Here is a 14,165-nt window from a genome sequence, read left to right as displayed (position 1 = left end):
CGAACACTTTTGATGAGCCATTCTATGCGACTTTTTCTGGTGCGCCATGGGCAAACCGAAGCCAATTTGCGCGGTGTTTTTTGCGGCTTGACCGACTTGGCGTTAACGCCACTCGGCGTCGAGCAGGCCGGTGATGTTGCCGGTTGGCTGGCGGATGTGGCGTTTGCTGATGGTGTCAGTAGCCAGTTGCTACGTGCGCGGCATACTGCCGATATCGTGCTGGCGGGTCATCCCCTAAATGCGGGCATTAATGACCAATTAAATGAAATGAATTTTGGTGAGTGGGAAATGCGCCATCACCATGATTTACAGCGTGAAGACCCTGATGCATGGGCAGCATGGGTGGCAGACTGGCAACAGGCCAGCCCTACTGGCGGGGAGTCTTTTATACAGTTTTCAGACCGAGTCGAAAGCGTCGTTCAGTCACTGCTTTCAACCAACAGCCACCAAACAAATCGTCACCAAGCAAGTCGTCACCAAACAAACAATCACGATAACAATCAACTGCTGGTTGCCCATCAGGGAGTATTAAGCCTGATGCTGGCGCGTTTACTGGCGATGCCAGCCGCCGCCATGTGGCATTTTCATTTTGAGCAGGGGGCATACAGCGTGTTGGAGATCCATGATGGGTTTGTCACGTTGCGTGCGTTCAACAGCCGGGCTGCCTGGCAGCCTGCACCACGAGGTTAAATAGATGCAAACACTTTCATCAATTCTGCGCACCATTGCTCCACTGGATAGCAAAGCGATGGCCCGAGCTAAAACACGGCTGGATGGTTTGCTAAAACCACAGGGCAGTTTGGGGCGTTTGGAGCAATTGGCGATCCAATTGGCGGGAATGCGCGGTTTATATGGCCATCAGGTTGATCGCAAACAAATCATTGTGATGGCGGCTGACCACGGTGTTTACGATGAAGGCGTGGCTGTCTCACCTCGTGTTGTGACTATGGTACAAGCACTGAATATGGTCAAGGGTGTGACCGGTGTTTGTGTATTGGCGGCCAATGCCGGTGCTGAAGTCAAGATAGTGGATGTGGGTATCGACAGCGATACACTGCCCGGCGTGATTGACATGAAAGTGGCGCGCGGCTGCGGCAATATTGCCTGCGGTGCGGCCATGACTCGTCAACAAGCCGAAGATTTACTGATTGCCAGTGCGACACTGACACTACAACAGGCTGCGGGCGGCGTGAAAGTGTTTGGCGTGGGTGAGTTGGGGATGGCGAATACCACCCCCGCAGCGGCGATGGTCAGTGTATTTACCGACAGCGATCCTGAGTTGACAGTGGGGATCGGGGCTAATTTCCCCAGCGAGCAATTACATCACAAAGTGGCCGTAGTACGGCGCGCAATTGAAACCAATCAGCCAGATGCCAGTGATGGCATTGATGTGCTGGCGAAAGTCGGTGGTTTTGATCTGGTGGGTATGGCCGGAGTGATGTTAGGCGCTGCCGCTGCGGGCTTGCCTGTGGTGTTGGATGGTTTTCTCTCCTATGCTTCTGCGTTGGCCGCTTGCCGTATCGAACCCAAGGTACGTGATTACCTGATTCCATCTCATCTATCAGCAGAAAAAGGCGCGGTTATCGCACTGAACCATATGCAGCTGGAACCCTATTTGCAAATGGGCATGCGGTTAGGCGAGGGCAGTGGTGCGGCGTTAGCCATGCACTTAGTGGATGCGGCCTGTGCGATGTATAACAATATGGGATCATTGGCCGAAAGCAATATTGAGTTGCCTGGTTGTGTGAATTAAATTTCCAGTTGATACCGGATCAGGTTACCCAGGTTATCGGGTTCGGTATTTATACAATAACTTGTCGTCATGGGATGATCAGATGATGTTATTATCAAAAACATAATTCAGGTTAAGCAGTAAAATAATTGGATAGAGTGAATGCAGAAGCTTCTTTTTTCCGGCCGTATTAATTTGAAAATGATCCGTTATTTTTTAGCCGTTTCAGAAGAATTGCACTTTGGCAAAGCAGCGGAACGCCTGCATATATCTCAACCCCCATTAAGCTTGCAAATTAAAGAGTTAGAAGATGCTTTGGGCTTCCCGTTGTTTATACGAGACAGCCGCAACGTGGTGTTAACTTTGGCGGGTGAAATGATGCGGGCTGAAATGAAGGAAGTATTTGAGAATATCGAAAACTCATTAAGCCGCGTCTCTTATATTGCTCGACATGAACAAAGTCACCTCAATATTGGCATAATTGGTTCAGCACTTTGGCATCAGTTATTAGAGAAATTCAAACATTTTAAAATGCTTAACCCGAATACCACTTGGTCATTGCATGAGTTTCCACCGAGCAAACAATATGAAGCGCTATTAAGTAAGAAGCTTGATATTGGCTTCTGGCGCTGTGCTGATCTGGAGCAAAATCCGGCGCTGACTTATCAACGGGTTGAAAAACAGCGGGTCGCGGTGGCTGTATCCTATGAGAGTGTATTGGCGGATAAAGAGATACTCACTTTAAAAGATCTCTCCGGCCAGAATCTGATATTCCTCACTTTTACCCATTCTGGCTATTCAAAGAATTTATATAATAGCTGCCTCAATGCAGGCTGTAAGCCGCTGACTATTTATCAATTTGATGAACCACAAACCCAACTGGCGTTTGTAAACAGCAATATGGGGATTGCTCTGGTACCCGAAAGCATGCAGGAAATTCCTTGGCCAAATATTAAATTCATTCCACTAAAAGAACATCTCTCTGCTGATCTATTTGCCGTTTACCACCCCGGCAGCAACACTCAGGCGCTGGATCGGCTGCTCGAATTATTTTGATGACAGGCAACTGAGCTTATCAGTTAGCTTTGATCAAAATACCCATCGCAATCACTACGATAGCTGCCCCTGAGGCGATCTCTGCCCAGTTTATTGGCTGGCCGAGTATCATATTAGTGGCAATAACCGACAGTGGGATCAGGTAAACGTAACCTGAGACTTTGGCTGGCGACAACACAATACAGGCTTTTTGGAATAGGAAGAAACTTAACGCCGTAGCAAAAGTGGCAAGATATAAAACGCCACTCCAGGTAATAAGACTAATATTACGCCATGCAATATCGGGTAACTGATAGGCGACCACCGCTGTTAGCAACAAAGTTGCACAAATTAAACTCCAACCGGTTAAAACCAGTGCTTGCTCACCCCGATGTAGTTTCTTCACCACAATAGGATTTAGAGCCATACCTAAACAGCCAAAGAGGAACAAATAATCAGACGGTATTAGTGATAATTGTAAAAGTTGAGCGATGTTACCTTTAAAAATAATTAATAAAGCGCCCAAAATACCCATTAATAGCGCCACTATCACCGGCCATGTTGATTTAGTGTTGAGTAATACCATGCTCATTATCATGCTTAATAAGGGTACAGTGGTGTATAACGCACTTGAATTTAGTGCACTGGTGGTTTGCAGTGAAAAAATCATGCAACCGAAATAGAGCAGTGGTGGCAGACTAATCAAGATGTAGCGGCCTAAATCCCGATAACTGGGTAGTTTGAGTAAACCCTGGCTTATCAGCAAGATAATGAACAGCAGACTGGCAATACTGTACCTTAACCACGTGATAACCATTGGCGGCAATGAGTTGCTAATGGTGGCGCTGGCGATAAATGAACCGCCAAGAAGGACGGTAAACCCCAACATTTGCAGATGCGCTTTAACTATTCTTGTGGTCATGTGTTTGCCTATTATCCTCTGGTGATCGACGATAATTGCGTGGAAACACACCTCGAACCATTACCATTTCAGTATGGATAAGCAGGATTTTAGTATTGGTTGTGTCATAACCCACTACATATGATGGGGAAGATTACCTATCTCTCTCCCTATTTATTCGCTTGCTGGTTTATTTAATAACCAGTTTATTGGATAAAAATTAAAATAACTAAGGGGTTATATTATGACAACCGCAAATTCAAATATTAATATCGATTTTAGTGAATTACCATTTCAGGCCGTTGAGGTTATTCAGAAAATAAAACCTGGATTTAAACCTCAGATAGCATTTATTTTAGGTTCAGGCTTGGGTGGTTTGGTAGAACAAATTACTAACGACACCACCATTAGCTACGCCGATATTCCCGGTTTCCCTGTCAGTTCAGTTCACGGTCATGCCGGTGAATTGGTGTTAGGTGATCTATTTGGTGTTCCTGTCATGTGCATGAAAGGCCGAGGCCATTTCTATGAAGGCAAAGGCATGAGCATTATGACCAATCCGGTTCGCACATTTAAACTGATGGGATGCGAGTTCTTATTCTGTACTAACGCCGCCGGTTCATTACGACCAGAAGTATTACCAGGTTCAGTGGTGATGCTTAAAGATCATATTAATACCATGCCGGGAACGCCGTTGGTTGGGCCTAATGATGAGCGTTTTGGTCCACGTTTCTTTAGCCTGGCAAATGCTTATGATAAAGCGTTGCGTGCCGATATGGCGAATATTGCCCAGCAGCTTGATATTCCACTGACAGAAGGCGTGTTTGTTTCATATCCGGGGCCGTGTTTTGAAACGCCTGCTGAAATTCGCATGATGCAAATCATCGGTGGTGATGTCGTCGGTATGTCAGTGGTACCTGAAGTGCTTTCTGCGACACATTGCGGTTTAAAAGTCATTGCACTCACGGCCATTACAAATCTGGCGGAAGGCCTGTCTGACGTGGTTCTGTCACACGAACAAACATTAAAATGCGCCAAATTGGCATCAGTTAATTTTACTAAACTAATTGAAGCTTTCCTGAAAAGTAAAGCGAAAATCTGATCGTCAAAAATAGTATAAAAACGCTATTTAGTCCCCTATTTACCACGATATTTACCACGGTAAATTAGGGGATATCAATAAAGAGGGAACACCCCTACAGACTCAATAAGCATAATATTCCCTCGACGCATTCGTATCACGGAGAATAAAAATGATAATAAAAAAACGGCTTAAAATTATGTTTTTCCTCCAATTCTTTATCTGGGGTGCCTGGCTGGTCACCCTGGGTGCTTACATGATGAATACATTGAACTTTACCGGCGCGCAGGTGGGTTTGGTCTATGGAGCGAAAGGCATTGCCTGCATTCTAATGCCCAGCATTGTGGGCATTATTGCTGATCGCTGGGTGAAAGCTAATATCCTCTATGCCTGCTGCCACCTATTAGGTGCTGTTGCATTATTAATCGCTGCTAATGTTTCAGACCCTAATTTAATGTTTTTTGTCATGTTATTTAATGCCATGGTCTATATGCCGACGATTGCGCTATCCAATACTATTTCCTATGTTTGTCTGGAGAAAGCAGGGCTGGATACGGTTAAAGATTTCCCCCCAGTACGTGTTTTTGGCACTATCGGTTTTATTTTTGCTATGTGGGCCATTAGTTTATCGGGATTCGAACTGAGTAATGTTCAGCTTTATATTGCTTCAGGTGCTGCGTTGCTATTAGCTATATATGCCTGTTCACTGCCAAGCTGCCCGACTTCAAATGTTAAAAAAGACCGTTCGTGGGTTAATCTGTTAGGCCTTGATGCATTTGTATTGTTCAAGCAAAAGAAGATGGCTATTTTTTTCTTATTTGCCATGTTACTAGGCGCTTCATTGCAAATCAGCCACACTTTTAGCAGTCCATTCCTGCATGATTTTGCCAAAAACCCCCTTTATCAAGATAGCCTGGTGGTCCAATATCCATCGATATTATTATCGATGGCGCAAATTGCCGAAGTCTTTTTCATCCTAACTATTCCATTCTTCTTGTCTCGCTTTGGTATTAAGCGCGTCATGATGATCAGTATGGTCGCCTGGACTTTACGCTTCGCGCTATTCGCCTATGGCGATCCATCGGCAAGCGGTATTGTTCTGTTGCTACTATCAATGGTTGTTTATGGCTGTGCCTTTGATTTCTTTAATATTTCTGGTGCAATTTATGTCGAAAAAGAGGTAAGTCATAATATTAGGGGCAGTGCTCAAGGGCTGTTCATGACTATGGTTAACGGTGTCGGCGCATACGTTGGTGCTATTGCCAGTGGGCATGTTGTTGATTATTTTACTGCGGACGGCGTCAAAGACTGGAATAGTATTTGGCTTTCATTTGCTGCTTACACACTTATTTTGCTGGTTATTTTTGTCTTTGTTTTTCAATATAAACATGTCGCTACGGAGATGAAAGAACGCCAGTTATCGCATTGATGATAGTGTCTATTCTGTTTAACCCTTCAGGCTTATGTAGATATTTTCTTGTTATCGTAACGTTAATCTGGCTGGGGGAGGGGCGACCCTCCTCCTCGGATTCATATTGTATAAATAATTTGATTGGTATCACCGATCGATTTTTTATTTCTAAGCTATCAAAACGATTATCTTTCGAGTGAGCTGACAAGATATACTGGCAAGCGGCATAACATCCATAGAGAATGTATGGGTTTATTTTATTTCTGTGCCAGACTCATAAAAAATTATTTTTGGTTGACCATGTTGTTGATATGGCTATTAACATCAATAAATTTGAAAGAATATTCATGTACTTTGATGTTATCAAGAATATCCGTCTTGGCTTTAAATCAAGGTAATCTGCTGTCACAAAAGGGAATATAAAAAGACGGTCAAAGCGTATGAGCCAATAACTGTATATGGTGGCAAGCGCAATGTCCCTTTTATGACAAAGAATTTTTACAATGTGTGTAAGAAAAATCCGACAATGTTGGTGGCGGTATTCCCATATACTTTTACTTCTTAGTGTTGTTTAATTGCCATATTGAATTTTCAATGATCGAGGTCATATTTGATAATCTACATTGTTCATAGTTGAGAGGTTTATGTTGATAGATGAAATAAATATTTTAAATTTAGAATTTCCTTCAGATATATGTACTTCCCTCAATCATCGAAGTTTGAGTAAAGTTAGTTCTATCTCTCGGGTTTTAACTTTTCACTTATCACATTACTGAGCTTCTCAGTGAAAGAGTGACAATCGCAAAGATAAAATTCTGCTGATGACTATTTGTCATCAGCATTTCTATTCAAAATTTGTTCAGCCCATCCTGACTAAGGATAGTGAGTAAAAATAAAGGACATTTAAAATGTTAAGTGTAGCGATTACAACCCAAAATGCTTTCTATGAGTTAGGTTTGCATTCTCTACTCCAGAAGGTTTTTAATAAAGATGGCGTTGAGGATTATTTATTCCTTAATCCGCATGAAAAAAAATCGATACACCTGGCCAATGTGATATTTAAAGATTTTATGGTGATCGTCAATATATACCAAGAAAGTGGGTTTATCGCGAAGTGCACCAGTAGTGGTCATACTCCGATGATGACAGTCAACATTCCTTTTAATAGCAGTCAGCTCGATATCTATGACATTATCTCTAAAATCAAGAAAATTTTGGCTATTGCACGCCTTAGTCACTGCAATATGATGAACAGCGATATATTTAGACGGTTAGGGCTTAAGAATTATATCCAGCTTTCTATCACTGAAAGTCGAGTGGTAGAATTAACTGGGCAAGGTTATACAATTACAGATATTTCAAATATACTTGAACGTTCTGAAAAAACAGTATTAACCCATCGGAGAAATGCGATAAGAAAACTGGGGGTGTTAAATCGCGTAGAGTTTTATAATTATGCATCACATATGAAAAACTATAGCAACAAAGAAGCCGTTTTCATTTGTATCTGATTTGCAATGTATTGCCCGAAACGATATATCACATACTGTTTTTTCGGTAAACTGCCTTAACTCCTCCATTTGGTAAAATTATCACTTCACGCTATATTAGACAATATAGCGTGAAGTGGTTTTTGGCTGATATTAACGAGCTGATACAACTTTTGGATTGAAGCTATTAATAATTTGTACGTAATGCTTGCGTTGATGTTCAGTAAATTCACCTCCGGCAGTCGTCAAAGTGAAAATCAGTACGACACGATTAGCTGGATTTGAGATGGCATGATGCGGCAGTAATACGATAGATTGTACTTGGCGAGTAATTTCCCCATCTTGCAAGAAATTGTTTGCCACTTGTACTACGGGCAGTTTCGCTGGGCCAAGCTCATGTTTGAGTAATTTTCCCTCAATTTGAAATCCAGGTAATTTATTGCGTAATGCTTCCATCTCTTTTTCACAGAAATCTTCCGGTGTTTGTTCTTCATCTAATAAAGCACGGTTAATGATAATGGTATATTCGTGGTTATCAGGATCTCTGAACATTAAGATATTCACTGACTGATCCAGAACCGGGGCCGTTGTCAGAAAGGTGCCCTCAAAAATAGAATAAGTAGAAGAATTAGCATTCATTGGATTTTAAGCTCCCGCATTTTTGTTATGTATTGGTAATAACAGCACTTCAACGCGCCGATTTTGATCTTGTCCTGCTGGTGTGTCATTTGATGCGACCGGTTCTAATGCTCCCATTCCTCGGATAATGAAATCTTCTTTTGCAAGTGCGCTGTTTTTGATTAGCCAGTCCCGTACTACAACTGCGCGTTGTTCGGAAATTGTCATATTGAATGAAGCACTGCCGGTATTATCCGAATGACCGATAATGAGAACTTTTCTGCCTTGATGCTGCTCTACCAGAAGTAACAAGGATGCCAAAGTTTCGTTTGTTTGCGCATTGGGCTTCAGTTTTATGCTATTTGAATCAAACATTGGGGCCATTTGGGTAGAGCTAAACGCAGGGATATCTTGATAACTTTCAATTTGGTGATTTATTTTATTTAATAACGGTGCACATTGAGATAGCCCCCAACGTGTAATATTTATTATATTCAAGCAGTTAGAGTATGTTCTGGCCTTGTCAGTTAACTTCGCAATATTATCTGTAATATGTTGCATGGATATATCGCTCATATTGCCCAAAGTTGCCATCTGTTGGTTAAATTGGTCATGGCGAGTTTTTTCTTGTGATAAAGAATAGGCCATGTGTACTGCTAATAGCACGGTGGCAAAACCCAAACTCCATAACCATCTCGGTGGTGTTGGGGTTTCAATAACAGTCGATTTGACCACTGGGGCTATCTGTGGTTTTCGCCAATTAATCACTTCCGGGAAAGGTGGTCGTGATAGGGATGAGGCCAAACCAGGTAAAATTCCCAATGTTTTTTCCAGCCATACTGACCAGGCACCATGTTTGATAAACCCTTTTCCGTTATCGGACAAAATCACATCAGTCAGCTGTAATGATGTGTGGGAAAAGAGATTTTTTAAGCTATTTGTCACGCCAGATTCGTTTAACCAAATAAACAGATTATGTGCAATTGCGTGACGCTGGGATGAGAACGCCGTACTGCTAGTATCTTGCGACTCAAGTTTTTGGCTCAATGCTTGGAAAGCAGCAGTAATATCGATCTCTTTTTTATTGGCGAGATTAATATTTCCAGTCCAATACGCATTATCAGGATTATGGCTAAGACGTTCCTCACTTAACTGAATATAGATAGCAAACACGCAGGTGAGGGGAGTTTGCAGGGATAAGGTCGAAAAACTGTTCTGCCATTTTGTTAGTTGTGAAATGATAATTGATGTATTTTCATACACATCAGGCAAGAATGGGAAAAAAGCCGATACTTGCGCAGATGGGTGATGTGTCGCTATATGTTTGAGCCTTTTTTGCAATGATTCCGGATCGGGGATTAAGATCCAAATGGCCTGACTGGAAAAACGCGTATTATCGGCAGCTCCCGGATGACTAAACCATTTGGCGGCATAGGGGCCAAGAATCAAAATGACGGTATTCCCCTGATGCGCAGTTTCTGCAACCACCGGTTGAGGGGGTTGTTGTGGTTCTGGCGGAGATGATTCTGGTTTAAGGGTGTAATGTTGCCATACTGTGAGCACCAATAGGGCGAGGAAAGTAATAAAAATAGCATTATTCCATAACGTATTTTCGTACAAAGCCAGACTTGCTATCAATACGCCACAGGTTGCCAACCAGAGCAGTAATAGCGACTTATTTAATTTGAGCTTAAACATTTAAGACAGATCACCTAAATAACGAGAGCACCAAAACCAAAACGCACCGAGCGATAGTAGAGCGGTAAAGAGAGGTAAGCCTAACGATCGCCAAATTCGACGTGGCTCAGATGCGGGTTCTATTTCGAGAAGTTCCTCATTGTGGCCTGTTTCCTCCTGCTCTGGCTCCATGTGAAGATCATCGTTATCCATAACCAGATTAGGAGGTAATAACTTATGACCATACTGCGCAAATAATTGCTGCGATTTCACATCACGGGTGGGCAAATTACGCGAGAGGACAAGTATTTTTAGCGCATATTGGCAGATGACTGCATCATCGCTATTTAATAACGCTTCCAGGCTGACATTATCAGCAGGAGCAGGCGTACTGTAGCCATAGAAATAGTCTAATAATAAATAGCTATCCCAACTTAACCCCTTATCTTTAATTGTATTTTCAGTGCGTTTATCCAAATAGTGGCAAAGCAGATGACATAACCTGTCGACTTCGATGGGAGGATGTTGTTCTGATTTCAGTGTGAGGCAAAATTCCTCGATTTGCGCAATCAGTTTTCGCTGGAAGCCGGATAACGACGGAATAATGCCATTAAAAGATAATAAGGTGTCGATGCTTAAAATCTGTTTGAAAATGTCTTCGCTTTTCACCAGGGTTTCTCCACAACATCACCCCAACCCTGCAAGCGAATATAAGGACATATTCTGACAGAGCGTGGGTTTGAATCCGTTTCGGTATTAAAGGCCAGTTTTAACTCAAAGATTGAGTCATCGGTTTTGGTAATGATTTTCTTCATATTGCTGATATCAACATGTTCAGCCATAACTTGAGCGTTTTGCGCGTTATAAACACCGATGTGCCACCATTCCACATCTTCACGGGTGAAATCGGCTTCATGCTTTTCTATTTTTAGCGTTTTTTTATTGACCAGAATTAAGGATTCTAACCACTGCTCGTGGGCGGTTGGGAGATCAGTGAAATAGCTCACTTTGTGGGTACCGACGACATCCGGATGCACAGCTCGCTTGCTAAAATTAACCCCGAGGCGATATTCGAATTCTTGTAAGCTGCGTTGTGAACCCAATGCATAGCAACCAAGTTCTGCGTTGCTTTGTTCAGTGCCCAGAAGAGTACGGACCCGGCTTTTAGCTATTTTGTCACGCTCCCACCAGGCCAGTTCCACCGCGCCAGATTTCTTGGCCTCATTATTGTGATCGGACCAAACTTTGCTGTGCTTGCTGCGAGTATAGAAATGCCACAGCAGAATTTTGTGCGGAGCGTAACAATCGTAGCCATGAGTAAATGCGCGGGCAGCCATGGCAATTTCTTCCCCCAGAAAGAAAATGTCGGGATCGTTGGCGACTTCACGGACAAAACAGCCATCGGTGAATATGAATCCAGCGGCTAAATACCCGCAGCGCACAGGTGCATTTTCGGTAAAAGGCGTGGACATCATTTGCACCATGCCTTCAGGGGTAAAAGTATTAAAAATCAGCCGACTGACATAATCTTTTCTGTTTTCATTCTCACCGGGCTCATAACCTGGGGGATAAGCGGATAATATTGGCTTAGGGCTTTTGTCTCGCAGGCTATTTAACATTGTGACCATTTCATGATCCCAGTGTTGAATAAATCGGCAATGGGAATCTATTTGCAAGAAATAGGTTTCATCCTGAAAGAGCCCTTCGGCCATATGCCTGGCCCAACAAGCCCCTTTGCTCTCATAATAATGCACAGCTAAAACCCATATATGCGCCTGGTTATATTCCAATTGATGCAATGGATAGCCAAGATGGGTTTGACTTTCTATCAGCCGCATTCCCTGATTAATGAAAGTATTGATGTCATTCTCATCTTGCCAGAAAACCGCAATATTGAGATTTTCGGGACTTTTAGCTGTATTTATCATGTCATGTAGCGTCGGGATCAATTCTGAATCCCGATAGCTCGCAATGCTCACAAAAATAGAAGATACAGACTGCATATATAATCCGTGTAAATTAACAGTGTTGCCGTAATGGGTTAATTAACTTGCAAAATAATTTCTGCGGCGGCGCTAAAGGTGCCGTTAGCGGGTTTAGCTGTGGCGGATACCGGTTCAAGAGTGGCTTTCCACTTAAATTCAGCCGGTGTCGCACTGGCGATATTGAGCTTTTGCTCCTTATCATTGCCATTGGGTGCCAGTAATTTCCCGCTACTGTCGCTGATTTTTATGCGCATCCGATCATCCTGACCATCCTTGTCTTTAACCTTGATATAATTCCCATCGGCAGTCGGGGTTTGTGTGGTAATGGCAGCGGTGGCTGAATATTGCCCATAATCAGTTTTACAGGTGATATCAAAATCCAGATTGCGCTCGACTCCGTTATTCAAGGTGCCTGAGGTTACCAGGCCAAAATCGACAATTTTTGTACCGTCAAAAGTACAGGATGGGGTGCTAATAATAGTGATTTGGCCAATAACCAGTTTTTGTGCGTAATTGGTTTCACTGTTGCTGTTCACCCAGTTGTAGGCCGCAGTGCCAGCCGGCAACACCAACTGACCCGAAGTATTAGTTAAGGAGAGTGTCTCCTTGGTTTTATATAACTCAATTCTAAAATAGGAGTTAGGGGGATAAGTCCAACGGCCAATTTCAGTGGTAAATGTCATTCCCCCGTTAGTATTGAACGTACCAAAGGCAGCACCATTACTCCACATAGGCTTAATGGCGATACCCTCGATATTGGTGGCAAATAATCCCTTACCCAAATCTGCCCCCAACAAGATGCCGACATTTTTGCCATAAGGGTTACCAATGGCGCAATCGACATAAGTCACTCTGGTCCCTTGCGTTGCTGAATCCGCCTCGGCAATAAACTTGGTGGTATCGGCGGGGGCATCTGCATCAACAGTGATCGTTAATCCAGGTATATTCATGGTTGATGGCAGAGTTCCGCCGTCTTTGCTTTCTGTATCAATGGTACAGATGGCGTGTGCTTGCCCCGCGATAACCGCGCCGAATGCCAATATAAAAAGCGTCCTTGTCATGGCTAACTACTCCTGTCCTGCATCAAGTTTAGAAATCAGTTCTGGTGGAATGATTTGCAGTAATTCACCAAAGCTTTTGCCAATGGTTTTCTCTGAAAATGACAATAGTGCGATCACCGGACTGCTAGGCTCGGTAGTCGCAAACCATTGGCGTACTTCAATGAGTCGGGATAACGCGTCCGCGCGATTTTGAATTCCTTTTGGCGCGATGGGAACTTGTGCCACAACGGCTATAGGCGGTGGCTGTTGTAATGGTGGCATGTGTGGCGCAGGCCGATAAGTGGGAGTCGCAGTATCAGTGGGTACACTGGCTGCGGTGACTATTTCCTCAGGCTGCCATTCCGGGGCCGTTGTATAGACTTCAGTGGCCTCGGTCGCCGTAATATATTCAGGTGTTTCAAAGGCTGCGATAGGCGCAATATCGGCCATATTGCTTCCACCAAAGTGGCGTAACACCGCGGTCAATCTGACGAAGTCAGGGGTGACATCACCGAGAGAATGGCTAAGACGTGCGGTTAATTCCAACAGCAATGCATAAGCTTTTTGCAATGAGAGGATCGCGCTATCGGAACGGGCCTGCCAATCATGCTCAATGGCTTCCATAGTCGCTTCTTCCAGTGCACCTTCTTCGCGCGGGAACGAATGCGCTTTCTCAAGCTCTTTGACTGATATTTGCATTCCTGCGGCTTTGGGCAGGGGTTGGTTGCGAAAATCAGCAATAAAACCATCGATATCGTCTAATTCTGCAAAAGCATTGGCCCGCATGAAAGGTTCAAATTCGCCTTCATCAAGTAACTGTGGATGTAGATCATCCGGCCAGGCACTCAGACACCACAGTAGGGCTTCCAGCCCTTCCTGCACCGCACTTACGCCAATTTGACGCATTCGACAGCGCATCAGAATAATCAGTAACCGAATGTCACGGGCTTTACCTAGTAGCTCAAGGCATTTTCGCTCGGTATCGGTCCAGTTGGTAGGCTCAGCAACTTCAACAAAATTGCCGTACTCGGCGGTCAACTTGGGTTGCAGTTTTGTTTGCAGCATCAGAAATGCTGAGTCATATTCCAAACTTGGGCCGCAAGGATGATCACCCGGAATAGGCTGCATCAGGCGGTGATAATAACCGGTGCTATCAGCGATACTTGGTACACTCATGTTTCTTCCTTTTAACGCC

General features: G+C 43.6%; 13 protein-coding genes. 6 read left to right on the top strand and 7 right to left on the bottom strand.

The genetic code is table 11. The features are described from left to right. Positions 1–24 precede the first annotated feature (24 nt). From QSV56_RS08685 to QSV56_RS08675, 3 genes are all read left to right on the top strand, one after another. Positions 25–690 (top strand): adenosylcobalamin/alpha-ribazole phosphatase, encoded by a 666-nt coding sequence (locus QSV56_RS08685; RefSeq protein ID WP_046695230.1) that lies wholly within the window; start codon positions 25–27, stop codon positions 688–690. A gap of 4 nt (positions 691–694) precedes the next feature. After that, positions 695–1,753 (top strand): nicotinate-nucleotide--dimethylbenzimidazole phosphoribosyltransferase, encoded by a 1,059-nt coding sequence (cobT, locus tag QSV56_RS08680; RefSeq protein WP_050157761.1) that lies wholly within the window; start codon positions 695–697, stop codon positions 1,751–1,753. Between the two features lie 141 nt (positions 1,754–1,894). Beyond that, the gene (locus QSV56_RS08675) at positions 1,895–2,788 is read left to right on the top strand and encodes a LysR family transcriptional regulator (protein WP_019080965.1); all 894 of its coding nucleotides are present in this window, start codon (positions 1,895–1,897) and stop codon (positions 2,786–2,788) included. 19 nt (positions 2,789–2,807) lie between these two features. Here the strand turns inward: QSV56_RS08675 and QSV56_RS08670 are convergent, their stop codons facing one another. After that, a complete protein-coding gene (locus tag QSV56_RS08670) occupies positions 2,808–3,656 on the bottom strand; it encodes a DMT family transporter (RefSeq protein WP_046052046.1) in 849 nt (282 codons plus the stop codon). 256 nt (positions 3,657–3,912) lie between these two features. Between QSV56_RS08670 and xapA the strand changes: the two genes are divergently transcribed. From xapA to QSV56_RS08655, 3 genes are all read left to right on the top strand, one after another. Beyond that, positions 3,913–4,770: a xanthosine phosphorylase gene (gene xapA, locus QSV56_RS08665; protein ID WP_050131422.1), complete on the top strand. Its 858-nt coding sequence runs from the start codon at positions 3,913–3,915 to the stop codon at positions 4,768–4,770. A 151-nt stretch (positions 4,771–4,921) separates the two neighbouring features. Continuing rightward, positions 4,922–6,178: a nucleoside permease gene (locus QSV56_RS08660; protein ID WP_046051226.1), complete on the top strand. Its 1,257-nt coding sequence runs from the start codon at positions 4,922–4,924 to the stop codon at positions 6,176–6,178. A gap of 890 nt (positions 6,179–7,068) precedes the next feature. Beyond that, entirely contained in the window at positions 7,069–7,671 is a 603-nt protein-coding gene (locus tag QSV56_RS08655) for a LuxR family transcriptional regulator (RefSeq protein WP_019080961.1), read from the top strand. 132 nt (positions 7,672–7,803) lie between these two features. Here the strand turns inward: QSV56_RS08655 and QSV56_RS08650 are convergent, their stop codons facing one another. From QSV56_RS08650 to QSV56_RS08625, 6 genes are read right to left on the bottom strand one after another with little or no spacing between them, the layout of a single operon-like run. Then, positions 7,804–8,289: a DcrB-related protein gene (locus QSV56_RS08650; protein ID WP_005168514.1), complete on the bottom strand. Its 486-nt coding sequence runs from the start codon at positions 8,287–8,289 to the stop codon at positions 7,804–7,806. A 6-nt stretch (positions 8,290–8,295) separates the two neighbouring features. Beyond that, positions 8,296–9,966 (bottom strand): OmpA family protein, encoded by a 1,671-nt coding sequence (locus tag QSV56_RS08645; protein WP_019080960.1) that lies wholly within the window; start codon positions 9,964–9,966, stop codon positions 8,296–8,298. After that, positions 9,967–10,614, bottom strand: a complete 648-nt coding sequence (locus QSV56_RS08640; RefSeq protein WP_050880736.1) for a hypothetical protein — start codon at positions 10,612–10,614, stop codon at positions 9,967–9,969. After that, complete coding sequence (locus QSV56_RS08635) at positions 10,611–11,948, bottom strand: GlcNAc-transferase family protein (protein WP_019080958.1); 1,338 nt, start codon at positions 11,946–11,948, stop codon at positions 10,611–10,613. The genes QSV56_RS08640 and QSV56_RS08635 overlap by 4 nt, the downstream gene beginning before the upstream one ends. A 38-nt stretch (positions 11,949–11,986) precedes the next feature. Continuing rightward, entirely contained in the window at positions 11,987–12,991 is a 1,005-nt protein-coding gene (locus QSV56_RS08630) for a fimbrial protein (protein WP_019082801.1), read from the bottom strand. A 6-nt stretch (positions 12,992–12,997) separates the two neighbouring features. Then, complete coding sequence (locus QSV56_RS08625) at positions 12,998–14,146, bottom strand: ImpA family type VI secretion system protein (protein ID WP_046051222.1); 1,149 nt, start codon at positions 14,144–14,146, stop codon at positions 12,998–13,000. Between the last annotated feature and the right edge of the window lie 19 nt (positions 14,147–14,165).

Source organism: Yersinia sp. 22-579 (assembly GCF_030433455.1).
Taxonomy (GTDB): domain Bacteria; phylum Pseudomonadota; class Gammaproteobacteria; order Enterobacterales; family Enterobacteriaceae; genus Yersinia; species Yersinia enterocolitica.
Note: the sequence above shows the minus strand (reverse complement) of the source record. Positions and strands in the feature narration are given on the sequence as shown.